Source organism: Maledivibacter halophilus, from assembly GCF_900167445.1.
Lineage (GTDB): Bacteria > Bacillota > Clostridia > Peptostreptococcales > Caminicellaceae > Maledivibacter > Maledivibacter halophilus.
This window is the reverse complement of record NZ_FUZT01000010.1, coordinates 192,959-211,228: the sequence shown is the minus strand read 5'-3', so window position 1 is coordinate 211,228 and position 18,270 is coordinate 192,959. Positions and strand designations below refer to the sequence as shown.

The window sequence follows — 18,270 nt, the reverse complement described above, 5'->3', positions numbered from 1 at the left end:
TAGTAATTAAAACCTGGGATTTTTTATATTCTTTCAGTAATGTTTTAGACCTTCTATGTAGGGTATTAAATAAAAAATAACAAAACATAAATTTCAAATTAAAGAAAAATATGGATAAAATTTCAAGTTTTCTTTATTTATAAAATAGTTTATTGGATATATTTTCTTGATAAATTCTAATGGGATAGAATATAATGTTTACAAATAGAGACAAGTTTCTACAAACCTACAATCATTTTATTTGGTCACATTCTTCTAGGGGGTATCTATTATGTTTAATTTAAGAAAGAAACTAAAAGTAAATAAAGATAATGAATCAGATATATTCAATTTATTAGGATTTAAATACATTTCTGTAAATTCAATTAAAACAGCTCTTAAAATTTGTATATTATATACATTAATAGGGTGTTTGTGGATATTATTGTCTGATAAAATTTTACAAGCCTTAGTTAATGATATAAAACAAGTTCAAATAATACAAACCTATAAAGGCTTTATATATATTTTAATAACAGGAGTTCTTTTATTTTTTGTTGTTAAAAATTCTCTAGCAAAGATTGAATTAGTTTCAAATAAATTATATAGGAGCTATGAAGAGCTTAATTTAGCCTATGAAGAATTAATTACTGCAGAAGAGGATTTAGAAAATAGATTTGAAGAAATTAAGCTAAACGAAGAAGCTTTAGAAAAGAGCGAAATAAGATACCAATTAGCTGTTGAGGGAGCAAATGATGGCATTTGGGATTGGGATGTGAAAAATAATAAAATGTATCTTTCGCCCAGGGGAAAAAAGATATTAGGATATGAAGATATTGAAAGGGAATATACTATTAGCACGTGGAAAAGTCTTTTGCATCCCGATGATAGAAATGATGCAGTAAAGGTTTTTAGCGACTATTTAAGCAGAAATATAAATAATTATATAAGTATTTACAGATTGAGGACAGAAAGCGGTAAATATAAATGGATACTGAGCAAAGGACAAGCTATATGGGATGAAAATAATAAACCAATCAGAATAGCAGGTTCATATACGGATATTACTGAGCAAAAAAGAAATGAAGAGAGGGTCTTAAGTCTAGCCTACTATGATTTAATAACAGGATTGCCTAATCGAGCTATGTTTGAAAAAGAATTAACTTCAAAAATATATTGGGCTAAAAGAACTAATAAAAAATGTGCATTATTATACTTCGATTTAGATGATTTTAAGAATGTAAATGATACACTTGGACATACATATGGAGATATGTTATTGAAAAAAATTACAAATGAACTTATAAAATATAAAAAAGAAGATTATACATTGGCTCGTCTTGGTGGCGATGAGTTTGCCTTGATTGTAACAGATATTAAAGATTTAAATCAACTGTATAAATTGTCAAATAGGATTATAAATTCTTTGGAAAAACCATGGATACTCAATGATCAGGAGTTTTATATTTCAACAAGTATTGGAATAGCTATTTATCCCGACCATGGACAGGACTTTCAAACAATACTAAGAAATGCTGATACTGCAATGTATTCTGCAAAAGAAGCAGGAAAAAAAGGTTATAAAATTTTCAAAGAAGAAATGTATATGCAGAAAATAGAATTTATTGATATGAAAAAAAGTTTAAAGCATGGGGTAGAGAATAATGAATTCATTCTTTATTACCAACCAATAATTGATTTGAAAGAGGATAAAATAATTGGTTCAGAGGCATTAATTAGATGGAATCATCCCCAAAAAGGCAGAATACCACCAAATAATTTCATTCCCACAGCTGAAAAAACAGGAATTATTAAAGACATTGGAAAATGGACCCTGGAAACTGCCTGTACTCAATATAAAAATTGGATAGATAAAGGATATAATCCCAATAAGATATCAGTAAATATGTCTGCTATAGAATTTAGACAAAAGAAACTTGTTAAAAATATAAAAGGGATTTTAGAAGAAATAGGATTAGAGAAGAAATACTTAGTTATTGAAATTACTGAAAATACTATACTGGAAGATCTGGATTATACCATTGATGTACTTAATGAACTAAAAAAGATGGGTATAAGAATTGCATTAGATGATTTTGGAACAGGATATTCTTCATTAAATTACTTGAAAAAGTTGCCTATTGACTTTTTAAAATTGGATAAATCATTTATTGACAATGTAACAATAGAATGTAAAGATCAGGCCATTACTAAATGTTTAATTAGATTAGCCCATAACATAGGATTGCAGGTTGTTGCAGAAGGAATAGAAACTGAAGAACAATATAACTATTTAAAAACAATAAATTGTGATTTGGGACAGGGATATTTTTTTAATAAGCCTTTACCTGCTGAGGAATTTGTGAAAATATTAAACTAAGGAGGTGTTTTTACAAAATTATGTAATAATATTTTTATTTTAATCAAAAAATGAAAAAAATATTACAAAATATATTTACAACATGAATCGAGGATGATATAATATTTATGACAGAAAAATTCAGAAAATTTAAATTAAAGAAAAATATATTAAATATATAGAATGAACTGTAAAAAAAATTACACTTAGGGGTGAATTATGGGATCAAAAAGTATTTTTAGCCAAATAGATAAACAATACAGCAACTTATCCAAGACATTTAAATTAATAGCAGATTTTGTCAAGGATAATTATTCAATTATTCCCTTCCTATCAATAAAGGAACTGAAGGAAAAAATAGGAGTAAGTACTGCTAGTATTACAAGATTTTCTCAGCATATGGGATTTAAAGGATATCCTGACCTTCAAAAAGAGATACAGGGGATTGTTGAAAAAGAAATTGTACCAATGAGAGAGGTTAAACACTTTATTGAAAGCAGTGATGATAAGAATATTCTACAGGAAACAATTGATTCTAATATTAAAATATTGCAAGCCACTTATTCAGATGAACTATATGAAAATTTTAATAAAGCCATTGAGTTTATTACAAAGAGTAGGAAAGTTTATATATTAGGATGTAGATCTACTTACACTGTGGCTTATTATCTTGGATTTATGCTTCAGGGTTTTATGGAAAATATTGAGTTTATTAATCCTGGACATCAGGATTTTTCAAATAAGCTGGCATATGTAAGAAAAAATGATGTGCTCATTGCAATAAGTTTCTCACAATATACAAAGTTTACTTCTGATATTACTAAATTTTTTAAGGATAATGGAAATAAAATTATTGCTATTACCGACAGCTATTCGTCACCTATTGCTATAAAGGCCAATACAACTCTACTTGCCAAAAATGCCACCAACACCTTTTCCTTTGTTTCAGCAATGACTATACTTAATGCCCTAATAGTAAAACTTGGTAAAATAGACAAAGAAAAAACCTTAGAAAAACTAAAAAATCAAGAAAAAATAGCAATAGATAGTGGTATATATAGTTAGATTGGTATTTTATAGATTAAACTTCTTAATTACACAGCTATATAATAAAGCTAAATACAGTAAGGAAAGGAGGAAAGAAGCTTTTTACTGATTAAATAAATAAGGAGGTAGTAGTGAATGATATTTGATTTACCTGCAATAATAGGATTTTTACCTCTACTGGTGTATATCATATTGTCCTTTAGAGGGAAGGATATGCTTATGGTGGTATTTTTATGTGTTATTATAGGGGCAATATTGACAGGTCAGACTCCCGTTACCTTTGGGGTGGCACTTCAAAAAGCCCTAGGCTCATTTTTAGGCCTAATTGGTTTTATTATTTTAATGGGGGCAGGACTTGGTGAAGTCTTAAGTGAAACCAAGGTTGCTCAAAATATTGTAAACATAGTAGTAACTAAAACAGGAGTTAAAACAAGGAAGCAAGCCATGATAGCCACTATGGCTGCATCTGTTATTTTAGTGGGATTACTAGGATCTATGGCAGGTTCAAATGCCATATTAGCCCCAATTATTATTCCCATAGTTGCGAGCTTTGGGATTTCTCCAAATACCTTGGGCGTATTATTACATGGAGCAGGAGCTACTGGATTGTTCCTAGGACCCTTTGTGCCTCCCGTAGTTACTACCATGGCTCTAACAGGAATTAGCTATGGAACATATATGCTCCATGTAGGTTTACCTGTTTCAATCCTTATCTGGATATCTACTTTTATTATAGCATTAAGAACACAAAAAAGATATGAAAATGTAGTAACATATTCCAAAGAAGATATGGTAGATACAACAGAATTCGTCCTTACACCACGGATTAAAAAGGCAACTACTGGATTTGCTTTAGCGATGATAGCACTAATTGTTTATGGAATTATTGCAAAGGCAGGAGCTGCTTATGCACTTGTTGTTATGACTGCTGTTGCATTTGTTACTGGATGGTCAGCTGGACTTAGTGCCACTGAAACCTTAAAAGTCTTGTTAAGAGGTAGTGCTAGAATGTACTGGTTATTTTTCCTATTTGTTTTATATGATCCCTTCTTAAGATTTGTTACTGAATCAGGAGCCTTTGATGCTTTAGCGGGATACCTAAAACCATTAATTGATGCTGGTGGAGAGGCTGGCTTTATGATAATCAGTACACTTGTTGGTGTATTTGGAGTATCTGGAGCGGCTGTTGCCCAGGAAAAGGTTTTATACGATTTATTTTTACCAATTGTTAATGATTTAGATATACCTATGCATTTATGGGCCTTAGTATTATTAGTTGGATCGCAAATTACGTTCTTTGCATATCCTACCGGAGATATGGTAGGGCAGATGGGATTAGCTAGATCAAAGGATTTAAAAAGCATGATAAAAAATGGACTGCTAATTACGGCACTGACTGTTTTATTAGTTGTTATTAGGGCTGTAACCTATAAATTCTAGAATATTTCAATTTGAAGATTTTATAAACCCATGATAATTCCTTTATTTTTTAAATAGCATATTGTATTAGTAAATCAAATTAATACAAGGTTATCATGGGTTTACCATCAGTAGAAGGTGAAAGGAGAATCGATATGACCTTTAAGGCAGCTATGATTCAATTGGACATTGTCTACAAAGACCCTGATAAAAATTTAAGTAAGGTAAAGGACCTTTTAAAAAAAGCAATGAAGGATAAACCCGATATGATTGTTTTGCCTGAAACATGGACTACAGGTTATTCAGAAGAAGTTTTTCATAGCGTAGAAAAATATGGAGAATATGAAAATGGAAAAATCGTTAATTCATTAAAGGAAATGGCATTTAAAAATAAGGTTTGGATTGTAGGCGGTTCCATTGTTGAGAAGGATGAAAATGGTATATATAATACCATATTTTTAATAGATAGAAATGGAGAAGTAAAAGGTAAATACAGAAAAATGCATCTATATAGTGCTATGGATGAAGATATAGGCTTTAAAAATGGAATGGATATGCCAGTATTTGATACAGAATTTGGAAAAATTAGTCTAATGACCTGTTACGATATTAGATTTGTAGAACTATCTAGAACCTATGCTCTAAGGGGGGCAGAGGCTATTATAGTAGTATCCAATTTTCCAAATCCAAAATTGAACCATTGGAGGGTTTTACTTCAAGCCAGAGCCATAGAAAATCAGCTGTATATTATTGCATGTAATAGAGTTGGATCAGCCGGCAACTCATCTTACTTTGGTCATTCATTAATAATTGATCCATGGGGAAATGTCCTTGAAGAAGGAGATGAAGAAGAAAGTATATTAATTGGAGAAGTAGACTTTGAAAAAGTCAAAGAAGTCAGAAATATAATTCCAATGTATTATGACCGAAGGCCTCAAAGCTATCCCAATGATATATTAAAGGTGGAAAAGGAGGGGTCATGTGCTGAGAAAAACAATCGATGATCTTATAAAGGATGCAGAGGGCGATGTAAGTGTAATCATAAAAAATCCTAAAGAAAATGAAAGTATTATGATTAATGAAGATACAGTATTTCCTGCTGCAAGTGTTATAAAATTATACATTCTATGGGAACTGTTTGAGCGAATAGAAAAAGGCGAATTTACATTAGAACAGGAGATATCAATTGAAGATAAAGACAAAGTAGATGGTTTTGGAATATTAAAGGAATTACATTCTGGAATTAAATTATCTGTAAAGGACCTTGCCACTTTAATGATTGTTTTAAGTGATAATACAGCAACCAATATGCTTATAGATTTATTGGGTATGGACAATATAAATAGGACTATTGAAAATAATAAACTGAAGCATACAGTGCTTCAAAGAAAAATGATGGATGGAAAGGCTAAAGAAAAGGGACTTGATAATTATACATCTTCAATAGATGTTTTAAAAATTTTGGAAAAGTCATTACAAAAGAAGGAAATAATAGATATTTTAAAAAGACAGCAATGTAATAATAAGCTTCCGGTTTTAATGGGTGATTCTATGGAACTTGCCCATAAAACAGGAGATTTGCCAGGTGTTGAACACGATGCAGGGATATTGTTTATAAAAGAAGAGGCTGTATTTATTATTGTATTAACAAAAAATCTTAAGAATAATATTGAAGGGATTAAACTTAACAACAATATAGGAAAAGCAGTATATGATTATTATAAATAGGTTAGGTGATTTTGATGAATAAAAGTATAATTAAGGATGTTGAAGTTAAAGTAATAGAATTACCTTTAAAAAAACAGTGGAAGATAGCTCTTTATGCTGCCAAGACAAGGGGGCATGCTGTTGTTAAAATTATAACAAATCATGGGGTAATAGGATATGGTGAGGCTTCTCCTTCACCAGCTTTTATGGGAGAAACAGCCGATACTATTAAACTAGTGATTGATAAATATTTAAAGCCTGCTTTAATCGGATTAAATGCATTTGATGTAGACTTAATCCATGAGAGAATGAACTTGGCCATATATGGAAATTATGCTGCAAAATCAACTATAGATATAGCTTTATATGATATAATGGGCAAAGCTTTAGGTGTGCCGGCTTATAAATTATTAGGCGGTAAATATAGATCGGAAATAGAACTTAGCTGGGTAGTAGGTATGCAGGATTTAGAAGGATCTATACAAGAAGCAAAGGAAAAGCTTGCACAGGGTTATAAAACTTTAAAAGTAAAGGTTGGGAATACTCCACAGATTGATTACAACTTAGTTAAAGGTATAAGGGAAGCAGTGGGAAAGGATGTACCTATCAGACTAGATGCCAATCAGGGATATGATTACAAAACTGCTGTAGAGGTTTTTAGAAGAATTGAAGAATTTGGCTTAGAGAGTATTGAACAACCTGTAAGAAGATGGGATATCGAAGGAATGAAATATGTAAAGGAGCATCTTAAAACTCCAATTATGGCAGACGAGTCAGTATCCAGCCTCCATGATGTATATAGAATAATAAAAGAAAGGGCGGCAGATATAGTAAATATTAAGGTGGGAAAAGTAGGTGGGCTTACAATAGCTAAAAAAATAGCTGATGCTCTAGAAATAAGTGGTCTCACTGGAACTGCCGGCAGTAATTTGGAGGTAGGCATAGGTTCAGCTGCCAGCATACATTTTGTAGCCAGCAGTAAAACTGTAAATATGCCCAATGACCTACTTTTGGGAGGTCCTTTACATGAATATGATTTGATCAAAAACCAATTTGAAATTAATGATGGTAAAGTAATATGCTCTGACAAACCTGGACTGGGAATTGAAGTGGATGAATCCATTTTTAAATAAGAAAGAGTGGTAGAATGAGCAGACTTAAAGAAGGAATTGAAAAAGAAATTAGCAATATATTTGATAATATTGTAGATTTTCGCAAGAATATACACATGTATCCAGAATTAGGCTATAAAGAAATAGAGACAACAAATAGAATAGTTAATATACTAGAAAAAAATAATGTAAAGGTATATAGATTTGAAAATATTACAGGGGCTATAGCAAATATCTTCAATAATTGTGAGAAAACAATTGCAGTGAGAGTAGATATAGATGCACTTCCTATACGGGAAAATACAGGATTATCCTTTACATCAAAGAATAAAGAAGTTATGCATGCCTGTGGCCATGATGTCCATACATCAATAGGAGTGGGCCTTGCAGTACTGTTAAACAGATTTAAAGAAGATCTTAAAGTTAACGTGAAAATTATTTTCCAGCCGGCAGAAGAATGCAGTCCAAGGGGAGGAGCTAAGCTTTTAATAGAAAAGGGAGTGTTAAGCAATCCAAAGGTTTCTGAGGTTTATGGCTTTCATGTTTGGCCAAGTTACAAAATAGGAGAAATAGGAATAAAGCCCGGAGCAATTATGGCTGCCTCCGATAGATTTAAAATAATAATTAAAGGGAAAAATGCCCATGCTGCTGAACCCCATAAGGGGGTAGATGCTATATCCATAGGAGCAGACATTATAAATGCAGTAGAATTTAAATTGAAAAGAGAAATAAATGCCTTCGAACCTTGTATAATTAGTATTGGTAAAATAAACTCAACAGGAAGGTATAATATAATATGTGATCATACAGAGCTTGAAGGAACTATTAGAACCTTATCAGAAGATAGTAGAAAAAAAATACAATCTAGATTAAAGGAAATAGTAAAGGGAATCAGTAATTCCTATGGTGCAGATTATGATATTGATATAATAAATGGATATAATCCTGTATTAAACAATGAGCAGCTAACAGCAAGCTTTATAAAAAGTGCTGAGAAAATTTTAGGTGGGGAAAATGTAAAAACAAATATTAAACCTTCACTAATAGGAGAAGATTTTTCAGCATTTTGCAAGCATAAGCCATCTTTATATTTTCATTTAGGATGTGATAGTAAATATCCCCTCCATAGCGACAGGTTTTTTGCAGATAATGAAACAATAAAAGTAGGACTTAGATTATTAGGACTATACATAATTGAGGAAATTGCATAACTCCAATTTGCTCAATTATGCAAGTTTTTCGATTGACAGATGACAAAGCAAAAAAATATAAGTAAAGGTTAGAAAGGCTAGGAATGATTAATATTGTTCAAAAACAAGATTAAACAGCTCCTAGTCTTATTTTATTATTTCTATTTTTGGTATTCCATTGTTTTACCTTGTCACTAAAACAAAGAAGTGCTATACTGAGGAAAAATAAAGTAACAAGGATATCTATTCCTTTAAGAAAGGAAATGATAAAAAGATGGGGAAACGGCTAATAAAACAGTTGGAAGACTTAACCGAGGGTAAAAACTATTCCTATGCAGGTATAGCTGATTATCTTTTGAAAATAGAAAGTGTAGAAAAAATAGAAAATTTAAAGATTAAATACCTGCAGCATACATGTCATGTATCAAGTACCACCATAATAAGATTTTGTAAAGCCCTTGGACTTAGCGGATTTTCAGAATTAAAATATAAATTAGCACAAAATATAAAGGAAAATGAAAAAAATATAATTGCTGGTAATCATGGACTGGCAGAAACAGCAAATGAATATCTTAAAAATATTACAATGTCTTTTGTAGAAACAAGGGATTTATTAACGGATAAGAAATTGGAGCTAGTAGTGAATTTTATAAAAAATGCTCAGCTGGTAAATGTGTATGCTGTAGGCTCTACATACTTAGTGGCCCGGGATTTAGAATTGAAACTAGATAGAATAGCCAAATATTGCAAATCATACAATGATAAAAACTTACAGTATTTTGCAGCAAAAAATTCCAATAGCGATACCCTAGCAATCGGAATTACCTATTCGGGAGAAACAGAGAGCATAATAGAAAGCTTAAAAATTTCTAAAGAGCAAAAATCAAAGACAATTCTATTTACTAATAAAAAAAATGATTACTTTGAAGAAATTTTTGATGTAGTAATTTATGTAAGTTCTACCGATATGAGAAATAGATTAATAACAACCACATCGAGGCTGACACTTCTGTATATTGTAGATTTAATTTACTACAGCTATATAAATATTAATAATAAAGAGATTAACGATATATTAAAGCATAATAGTTATATGTGAGGAAATTGCATAATTATAATTTGGCAGAATTGCATATAGATATTCCAGTAAAAAGTTTCGAATTGTCGGAACTTTTTTTTAAATGCCTTAAAAATATATTAAATCCTTATGGACTATAATATAATGTCCTTGAAAGGAGTGGTTTCATGAAATACTCAATAGCAATATGTGGCGGTGGAAGTACTTATACTTTACCAATGATAAAAACATTATGTGACTATCAACATAAACTTCCAATAAAAAGAATTGTACTTTATGATATTGATTTAGAAAAAACAGCTTTAATTTATGAAGCAACAAAAATTATGGTTGAAGAATTAATGGATGGAGTTAAGGTTGAAATAAGTAACAAGCCTGAAAAGGCCTTTGATAAAATCGATTTTGCCTTTATGCAAATTCGTTCCGGTGGCTTAAAAATGCGTGAGAAGGATGAAAAAATTCCTTTAAAATATGACTGTGTTGGTCAAGAAACCTGTGGAGCCGGTGGATTTGCCTATGGACTCAGATCAGTTCCCGATGTAATTGATATAGTCAATGGAATTAGAAAATATTCTCCAAAGGCCTGGATTATAAATTATTCTAATCCAGCAGCCATAGTTGCAGAGGCAACAAAAAGATTTTTCCCAAATGATAAAAGATTAATTAATATATGCGATATGCCAATAGCAATTATGGAGGGATTTGCCGAAGCCCTAGGAGTCAAGAGGCAAAGCTTGTCTCCCAGATATTTTGGACTCAACCATTTCGGATGGTTTACTAATTTATATGATGAAAAGGGAGTAGACCTTTTACCTAAAATTAAAAAAATGTTAAAGGATGGCTCCTTGATGCCAGAGGAATTAAAAAAGGATAAAGATTGGGTAAATACATTTAACCAATTAAGTGTAATGGTAAAGGATATCGAAGGTCATATTCCAAATACCTATTTACAATATTATTTTTATCCTAAGAAAATGGTTGAGAAGGAAGATAAAAATTATACAAGGGCAAATGCTGTTATGGACAATAGATTAAAAGAAGTTGAAAGAATATCTAAATATGTTATAGATAACAAAACCATAAAAGGATCGGGATTAGAAGAAGGGGTCCATGGAACATATATTGTTGAGCTTGCTACTTCAATTATAAACAATGAAAACAAAACCTTTTTAATAATAACAAAAAATAATGGAATTATTTCTAACTTCTCTAAGGATGCAATGGTTGAAGTTCCATGTATAGTAAACTCAAATGGATGGGAGCCAATGCATATAGGTGAAATAGATACATTTTATAAAGCTCTTATGGAAAATCAATACGGCTATGAAAAATTAACAGTAGATGCATTAATCAATAATGATTATGATGCTGCATTAAAGGCTTTAATTTTAAATAGAACAATTGTAAATGTAGATACAGCAAAGAATATTTTAGGTGAAATGATAGAAGCAAATATCAATTACTGGCCTAAATTAAGAAAGTGAAGGTGAAATAATGAAGAATATTTATTGGAGTGATTTCCATACCAATGTACACAGCAAGCATATTGATGATTTAGACAGTTGGTATGATTTTGCAAAGGATATGTTGGATTTTTGGGCACCGGTTTATTATCCCTATTTTGTAAAAACAAATGAAAAAGGCTTTCATTATGAAGATACACATAGTCCGGAAAAACATCAAAATGATTGGGAAAGGCTGAGGAAGTTTTGTAAAGGCAAGGATGATGATTTTATTTTATATATGGGATATGAATGGCAGGGTGATGGAAGGGATGGAGATCATAATGTCTTCTATAAAGATTTAGAAGGTGATATGAAAATGCCCTTAAAATATAAAGAATTGTGTGATGAATTAACCCCAAAGGATTCAATTGCTATACCCCATCATCCAGGATATAAAAGTGGGCATCGTGGTAAAAATTGGGATACCCATAATGAATCAATATCCCCAGTAGTAGAAATATATTCTTCCCACGGAAGCTCTGAGGCAAGTGATTCAAATATTCCGTTAAATGTTCATATTCATATGGGACCAAGAAGTGAAGAGGGAACGGTATTATATGCATTAAAAAAGGGAATAAAGGTTGGGATAATTGCAAGTGGTGACAATCATGTTTGCCCTGCTATAAGCGGGAATGGATTTATGGCGGTAATTTCAGATGAGTATAATAGAGAAAGCTTATTTAATGCAATTCTCAACAGACATACCTATGGTGTCAGTAGAAGTAGAATTTTACTGGATTATAGAATAAACAACGAAATTATGGGCAGTGAAATAACAGCAGAGGAAAATAATATTGTTGATATAAATGTAATTGGAAGTAGTGCAATAGATAGGATAGAAATTATAAGAAATGGAACCCCAGAAAAAACCTTTGTCCATAATGGTAAATGGGAAGAAAAGAAGCTAAAAGATGTAGTGCGATTCAAATTTGAATTAGAGCTTGGCTGGGGCCCCGATAGAAGGGTTTTCCCTGATATTAAAGAAAAATTGTGGAATGTTTCTTTAGAAACAAAGGGAAAAATTCTTAATATTGAAAAACTGTGGACTTCTCCAGGGTCAAAGATCAAGGTTAATGAAGAAAAGAAGTTTAAAGCAGAAATTATAACAAGAAAGAGTATTCAAGGAGATGCTAAATTATCACAAAAAAATTATTTAACTCCTTATATACAAAATCAATCAATAATTTTTGAGATAGAAGACCATATTGATAATAGCCTGATGTTTAATATTGACGGCAAAGAATATAATGTTTCCATAAGAAAATTATTAAATCAATCAATTTTAGAAGCTCAGGAAGATAAGGTCCATAAACTGTTAAAGGATAGATTTGATTTTGATAAATATTACAGAGAAGACCCATGGTGGCATAATGCATATAAGTTCTTATTACACAAGGCCAGTCCCTTAGATGCCTATAGGGTTAATTATAAATATGAATTCAAAAACTTAAAATCTAAAGAAGATAATATCTTTATAAAGGTTATACAAAAAAATGGTGATATAGCATGGAGTTCACCTATTTGGATAAAAAGTCCATTCTAATGTCAAAAGCCATATGGCTTTTGACACAAAAAATATATAAGGGGGAATAATAGATGAACGAGTTTCAATCGGTTTCAAAAGAATTAATTGAAAAGGTCGGGGGACTAGACAATATACAATCCGTTGCCCATTGTATGACTAGGCTCAGACTGACCCTTGCAGACAGATCACTGGTAAAGGATGAGGAGCTAAAGGAGCTTAAATTTGTAAAGGGGGTAAACGATTCCTCAGGACAGCTGCAGATTATTTTTGGAACAGGAGTAGTAAACAAAGTCTATAAAGAAGTTAATAAGATTTTTAGGGCAGAGGGCAAGGAAGAAATTAAAGCTGAGGGAGGAAATACTTTTCAAAGAATAAGTAGATTGTTTGGAGATATATTTATACCTATTATACCAGTTATAGTGGCAAGTGGTGTATTAATGGGGGTAAGGTCATACCTATTAGGAGCAGGCATTTTGACTGCTGACTCTTCATGGTATAAAGTTCTTGCTATTTTAATTGATACAGGATTTGCATTTTTACCTGCATTAGTTGCCTGGTCTGCCACTAAGAAATTTGGAGGATCACCTGCTCTAGGAATTGTACTGGGATTAATGCTTATAAGTCCAAATTTGCCGGCAGCTGGGGCAGTAGGTAGAGGAAAAGTTGACCCGTTGATGGTGGATTTATTAGGTATAAATTTTGCTTTAAAATCCTATCATGGCTCCGTATTAGTTGCAGTAGTTGCAGGATGGCTTGTTTCTTTTTCTGAAGAAAAAATTAGAAAAATTATACCAAATGTAGTTGATATGATTTTAACACCTATATTGACACTAGCCATATCATTCTTCATTATCATATTTGGAATAGGACCAATTGTTCAAATACTAGAAGGACTTTTAGTTTCAGCATTTAGATTTTTATTCACAATACCCCTTGGTATAGGTGGTTTTATAGTAGGGGGATTACAGCAGGCCTTAGTTATAACAGGATTACATCATGCCCTATGGGTAATTGATATTAATTTCCTAGAACAATTTGGAATGAATTTATACCAGCCAGTTCGTAATGCTTCAGTTTTAGGACAAGCAGGGGCATGTATGGCCTTCGCTTTATTTGCTAAGGATAGAAAGCTAAAATCAAGCTCAGTTGCTTCAACGGTGGGAGCGTTATTTGGAATTACAGAACCAGCAATTTTTGGTACAAATTTAGTATATGGAGTTCCATTTTTATTTGGAATGTTGGGAAGTGCAGTAGGTGGTATGTTTTCGACTTTAATAGGCTTGGCAGCCCCAGGAATGGGTGCAGCAGGAATTCCAGGAATACTTTATTTTATAGGAGAGGGTTTACCTTTATATTTGATTCAAAGTGTTATAACTATTGCAGTTCCACTAGTTTTAACAACTATGTATATTAAGAAAAAGAGAATTTAAGATTTTAAAAATGGAGGTGTATGAATGAATATTATATATATTCACACCCATGATTCAGGTAGATTTTTAAGTCCCTATGGAGCCAATGTTCCCACCGACAATTTATTAGAGCTTGCAAAGGATAGTATTGTGTTTAGAAATGCCTACTGTGCAGGTTCTACTTGTTCACCTAGTAGAGCTGCATTATTAACTGGAACATATCCCCATAACAATGGAATGTATGGCCTTGCCCATAGGGGATTTAAATTAAAGGATTATAAAATGCATTTAGCTAATTATTTAAAGGAATATGGCTATGAAACTGTTTTATGTGGAGTTCAGCATGAAGCAGCTGGCTGTACAGAAAGCCATATAGCTGTACCAATTATAGGATACAGTAAAAATATAACTGAAGATTATAAGAAAAGGGCCAATGAGGACTTGGTGTTTTGGGATTTGGAAAATGCCAAAAGCGCAGCAAATTATATAAAGGAAGCTAAAAATAAAAAATTCTTTCTTTCCTTTGGAATGTTTGCAACCCATAGAGACTATCCCACTGAAATAGATGATACAATAGATGAAAGATATGTTTCACTTCCTTATTTAACCTTTGATAATGAAGAAAATAGAAAAGATACAGCGAAATATCATACATCTGCCAAGTATGCTGACAAATGCATAGATATAGTAATTAAGGCTTTAAAGGAGAATGGATTGTATGATAATACATTAATTATATTCACCACTGACCACGGCATTGCAAACCCCTTTAATAAATGCAATTTACTGGACTCAGGAATAGGAGTATCATTAATAATACGAAATCCAAAACAAAACCGCCAGGGAAAGGTAACTGATTCATTGGTTTCACATATTGATATATTTCCTACGATTTGTGATCTTTTAGGGATTGATAGACCAAAATGGCTCCAAGGGAAATCCCTAGCTGATGTATTAGAAGATGAAAAAAAAGAGGTTAGAGAAGAAGTTTTTGCTGAAATAAATTATCATACCTCATATGAGCCAGCCAGAAGCATAAGAACCAAAAGATATAAGTATATAAAATATTATGATGATTATAACAAAATTAACTATTCCAATATTGATGATTCATCACCTAAAGAATTTCTTTTAAATAATGGTCTTAAAAGTATAAAAAAGCCTATGGAAGCATTTTACGATTTGTATTTTGACCCATATGAAAGGAATAATTTAATTAATAATAAAGGTTATAAGAAAATTATAAAGGAACTAAAGGAAAAATTATATAATTGGCAGGTGGAAACAGATGATCCTATTTTAAAGAAAGATATACCAATACCAAAGAAGGCTAAGGTAAACAAAAAAGAATGTATTTCTCCAAGCTCAAAGGATAGAAATGACTATGAGCAGTTGCCAAACTAGCAAAAAAACCAAAGTGAATTTTTACTTATCACTTTGGTTTTTTCTGTTTAAACAATCTTAAAACTTGAATTAATCTGTTGTTCTAGTAAATCAAATTTTTTGCTTTTAAGTAAAACTCCCTATATAGGAACTAGCACAACGGGTAAATTTGTTTCATTATTACTATAAAATTCTTTGAAATTTAGGTATAGAATATTCAAAGAAAGTTTTATAGGAACTGCAAAAATAATTCAATACAGGCTTACCATCTTTAAAGGGTTCTCTATGTCTTCGGCATCCACCCCTGCATATATTCTTATATTTACACTGGATGCATTTTTCATCTGCTGGTAAGGAGTCGGTTATAAATTTTTTAGCAGTTTCTGATTCGTACAATTCCTTAAAGTCCATTTCTTTAATATTTCCCATCAAATAATCATCTGTGGCATAAAAATCACAGGGGTACACATTTCCATTTGATTCAATTACAAACTGACAGCAACAGCTTCCCATCATTCCACAGGCTTCTGGCATATTCCCTAGAAGCATACTTGCAATATTATCAAAATATCTAATACTCATCATGTACTTGCCTTCGGTTATGTCTTTATACCAACAATCAAAGGTATCAATTAAAAATTTACCGTAAATTTTAGGATCAAGTGAATATGGGTTTGTGCCAAAATTTTCTCCTAAAGCATCCAGACACTGTATAAATTGAATGTATCTAAACTTATGTTTTTTAAAAAAATTATAAATTTTTCTTCCGTGCTTGGCCGAATACTTAGTTACAACATATAAGATATTATACTGTACTTTATGCTTATTTAATAAATCTACTACCTTCATAACCCTGTTATAGGAACCCTTATTGTTATTATCAATTCTATGCATATCATGGACATCCTTAGGACCATCTAAGGATAATCCTACTAGAAAATTATTAATACTGAGAAACTCAGCCCATTTTTCATCTATTAAAATTCCATTTGTTTGAATTGAATTTTCTATAGTTAATTTTTTGAAATTATATTTTTTTTGATACTCTATAAGCTTTTTAAAAAAATTTAGACCTGCTAAGGTTGGCTCACCGCCCTGAAAAGAGAAATTTACCTTTCTTTCTCCTTCTTCCAGTCCCTTTTTCACAATAATTTCTAAAGTCTTAAGATCCATCATTTCATAATTTTTTACAGACCTTTGCTCAGATAAGGAATGGTAAAAACAATATTTACAGCTTAAATTACATGAGCTAGAAGCAGGTTTTATGAGAAAGCTTAATTCTGGCATTATTAGCACCTATCCTTTCCTAAATAAAAATTTAATAATATTAACACATCCCCCAAGGGCTATTGAATTTTGGTTAAACTTACCGCCACGATTAAAATAAATAGGGTTTTTATACAATTTGTAATAATTGTCCATGGCAGTGGAAACTACTTTATTATAAAATAGAATAGAGTTATTTACTAAAGGCCCATTCATTATTATATAATCCAAGTTTAATATTTTAATAAAATTAGAAATACCCGTTCCCATTACCTCGGCGGCATGTAAAATAACATTACTAGCGGTTTCATCGGAGTTTTCTGCAGCCCAGCAAATATCTGTAAAATCTATGTCATCTAAAGGTTTATCAATAAGGGTTTTGCTTCCTTTTTTAACCTTGTCTTTAAAAGAATCTACTATAGATACTATACTGCAGATACTTTCTATACATCCTTTAGCGCCACAGCTGCAAATTTTCCCATCTACATCTATAACCATATGGGCAAAGGAGTCTTCATTGTCATTTATTGTTCTTATAATTTTATCGGAAATAATAACTCCTGTTCTTATTCCCACCCCACAATTAAAATAGGCTATATTATCAAATTCTCTGCCACTTCCAAAATAGTATTCTGATAAGGCTGCTAAATTTGAGCCATTGTCCAATATAACTGGAAGGAAAGTTTTTTCTTTAATAATATCTACAATATCTATATTGTACCAGCCTTCACAAGGAAAGTTTTTAGGGTTTAAGATTATACCTTTATCTCTGTTTATGGGACCAACAGTTCCAATGCCTACTCCCAATATTGTTTTATTTTTATATTTTTTTTCAAATTGACATATAATATCAATAATATTACTAATAACCTTTTCAGGAGTACTTTTGTTGTCCATTTTAAAATCAATACATTCTATTATATCTATTTTTAAATTACTCAAGCAAATTTTTGTGTAGAGCCTTGAAATATCAACTCCAATAACATAAAAATCCTTCTTATTTATATCATAAACCGATGAAGGTCTTCCACCAGTAGAATCATTAGTACCTACTTCTTCAACTAATTTAATCTGAAGGAGCTTTTTCATAAATCTATTTAAGGTAGTAAGTTTGTATCCGGTTAGGATGGTCAGTTCTTTTTTTGATAAGGGACCCTTTTTTTGAACAATTGAAAGAATCGTTTTTGATTCACTATTCAATTCCTTTATATTTTCATAATAATGATCCATGACTTTCACCTCAATCTAATTTTATACTTTTATGACCAAATTAGCAAGAAGTTTAAATTGA

Annotated in this window: 14 protein-coding genes; 12 read left to right on the top strand and 2 right to left on the bottom strand. The window is 31.4% G+C overall.

The window, feature by feature from the left end:
• The first annotated feature begins 271 nt into the window (after nt 1–271).
• The 12 genes from B5X81_RS19115 to B5X81_RS19060 all read left to right on the top strand — a co-directional run bounded on the left by B5X81_RS19115 (nt 272) and on the right by B5X81_RS19060 (nt 15,734).
• Nucleotides 272–2,359, top strand: a complete 2,088-nt coding sequence (locus B5X81_RS19115; protein ID WP_079494019.1) for a putative bifunctional diguanylate cyclase/phosphodiesterase — start codon at nt 272–274, stop codon at nt 2,357–2,359.
• Between the two features lie 198 nt (nt 2,360–2,557).
• Nucleotides 2,558–3,403, top strand: a complete 846-nt coding sequence (locus B5X81_RS19110; RefSeq protein WP_079494018.1) for a MurR/RpiR family transcriptional regulator — start codon at nt 2,558–2,560, stop codon at nt 3,401–3,403.
• 117 nt (nt 3,404–3,520) lie between these two features.
• On the top strand, nt 3,521–4,825 hold the full coding sequence (locus B5X81_RS19105) for a citrate transporter (RefSeq protein WP_079494016.1): 1,305 nt from the start codon (nt 3,521–3,523) through the stop codon (nt 4,823–4,825).
• 95 nt (nt 4,826–4,920) lie between these two features.
• The gene (locus B5X81_RS19100) at nt 4,921–5,808 is read left to right on the top strand and encodes a carbon-nitrogen family hydrolase (RefSeq protein WP_244282164.1); all 888 of its coding nucleotides are present in this window, start codon (nt 4,921–4,923) and stop codon (nt 5,806–5,808) included.
• Nucleotides 5,786–6,532 (top strand): serine hydrolase, encoded by a 747-nt coding sequence (locus tag B5X81_RS19095; protein WP_244282163.1) that lies wholly within the window; start codon nt 5,786–5,788, stop codon nt 6,530–6,532. Before B5X81_RS19100 ends, B5X81_RS19095 begins: the two co-directional genes overlap by 23 nt.
• A 14-nt stretch (nt 6,533–6,546) precedes the next feature.
• On the top strand, nt 6,547–7,644 hold the full coding sequence (locus tag B5X81_RS19090) for a mandelate racemase/muconate lactonizing enzyme family protein (RefSeq protein WP_079494013.1): 1,098 nt from the start codon (nt 6,547–6,549) through the stop codon (nt 7,642–7,644).
• A 14-nt stretch (nt 7,645–7,658) separates the two neighbouring features.
• Nucleotides 7,659–8,834 (top strand): M20 metallopeptidase family protein, encoded by a 1,176-nt coding sequence (locus tag B5X81_RS19085; protein WP_079494011.1) that lies wholly within the window; start codon nt 7,659–7,661, stop codon nt 8,832–8,834.
• A 253-nt stretch (nt 8,835–9,087) separates the two neighbouring features.
• On the top strand, nt 9,088–9,912 hold the full coding sequence (locus B5X81_RS19080) for a MurR/RpiR family transcriptional regulator (protein WP_079494010.1): 825 nt from the start codon (nt 9,088–9,090) through the stop codon (nt 9,910–9,912).
• Nucleotides 9,913–10,058: 146 nt separating this feature from the next.
• Nucleotides 10,059–11,375, top strand: coding sequence for a family 4 glycosyl hydrolase (locus B5X81_RS19075; protein ID WP_079494008.1), 1,317 nt, complete (start codon nt 10,059–10,061; stop codon nt 11,373–11,375).
• A gap of 10 nt (nt 11,376–11,385) precedes the next feature.
• Nucleotides 11,386–12,939, top strand: coding sequence for a CehA/McbA family metallohydrolase domain-containing protein (locus tag B5X81_RS19070; protein ID WP_079494007.1), 1,554 nt, complete (start codon nt 11,386–11,388; stop codon nt 12,937–12,939).
• Nucleotides 12,940–12,992: 53 nt separating this feature from the next.
• Nucleotides 12,993–14,351, top strand: coding sequence for a PTS transporter subunit EIIC (locus B5X81_RS19065; protein ID WP_079494005.1), 1,359 nt, complete (start codon nt 12,993–12,995; stop codon nt 14,349–14,351).
• A gap of 24 nt (nt 14,352–14,375) precedes the next feature.
• Complete coding sequence (locus B5X81_RS19060; protein WP_079494004.1) at nt 14,376–15,734, top strand: sulfatase family protein; 1,359 nt, start codon at nt 14,376–14,378, stop codon at nt 15,732–15,734.
• 162 nt (nt 15,735–15,896) lie between these two features.
• Here the strand turns inward: B5X81_RS19060 and B5X81_RS19055 are convergent, their stop codons facing one another.
• Both B5X81_RS19055 and B5X81_RS19050 read right to left on the bottom strand, forming a co-directional pair.
• Nucleotides 15,897–17,000 carry an anaerobic sulfatase maturase gene (locus B5X81_RS19055; RefSeq protein WP_079494003.1) on the bottom strand — a complete coding sequence of 368 codons (1,104 nt, stop codon included), beginning with the start codon at nt 16,998–17,000 and terminating at the stop codon, nt 15,897–15,899.
• A 9-nt stretch (nt 17,001–17,009) separates the two neighbouring features.
• Nucleotides 17,010–18,209 (bottom strand): ROK family transcriptional regulator, encoded by a 1,200-nt coding sequence (locus tag B5X81_RS19050; protein WP_079494001.1) that lies wholly within the window; start codon nt 18,207–18,209, stop codon nt 17,010–17,012.
• Nucleotides 18,210–18,270 lie beyond the last annotated feature (61 nt).

Excerpts from the sequence above, each read along its gene's own strand:
- B5X81_RS19090 (WP_079494013.1), top strand. The coding sequence starts at position 6,547 with ATGAATAAAAGTATAATTAAGGATGTTGAAGTTAAAGTAATAGAATTA.
- B5X81_RS19055 (WP_079494003.1), bottom strand. The coding sequence starts at position 17,000 with ATGCCAGAATTAAGCTTTCTCATAAAACCTGCTTCTAGCTCATGTAAT.
- B5X81_RS19115 (WP_079494019.1), top strand. The coding sequence starts at position 272 with ATGTTTAATTTAAGAAAGAAACTAAAAGTAAATAAAGATAATGAATCA.
- B5X81_RS19105 (WP_079494016.1), top strand. The coding sequence starts at position 3,521 with ATGATATTTGATTTACCTGCAATAATAGGATTTTTACCTCTACTGGTG.
- B5X81_RS19060 (WP_079494004.1), top strand. The coding sequence starts at position 14,376 with ATGAATATTATATATATTCACACCCATGATTCAGGTAGATTTTTAAGT.
- B5X81_RS19075 (WP_079494008.1), top strand. The coding sequence starts at position 10,059 with ATGAAATACTCAATAGCAATATGTGGCGGTGGAAGTACTTATACTTTA.
- B5X81_RS19050 (WP_079494001.1), bottom strand. The coding sequence starts at position 18,209 with ATGGATCATTATTATGAAAATATAAAGGAATTGAATAGTGAATCAAAA.
- B5X81_RS19080 (WP_079494010.1), top strand. The coding sequence starts at position 9,088 with ATGGGGAAACGGCTAATAAAACAGTTGGAAGACTTAACCGAGGGTAAA.
- B5X81_RS19110 (WP_079494018.1), top strand. The coding sequence starts at position 2,558 with ATGGGATCAAAAAGTATTTTTAGCCAAATAGATAAACAATACAGCAAC.
- B5X81_RS19070 (WP_079494007.1), top strand. The coding sequence starts at position 11,386 with ATGAAGAATATTTATTGGAGTGATTTCCATACCAATGTACACAGCAAG.
- B5X81_RS19085 (WP_079494011.1), top strand. The coding sequence starts at position 7,659 with ATGAGCAGACTTAAAGAAGGAATTGAAAAAGAAATTAGCAATATATTT.
- B5X81_RS19100 (WP_244282164.1), top strand. The coding sequence starts at position 4,921 with ATGGGTTTACCATCAGTAGAAGGTGAAAGGAGAATCGATATGACCTTT.
- B5X81_RS19065 (WP_079494005.1), top strand. The coding sequence starts at position 12,993 with ATGAACGAGTTTCAATCGGTTTCAAAAGAATTAATTGAAAAGGTCGGG.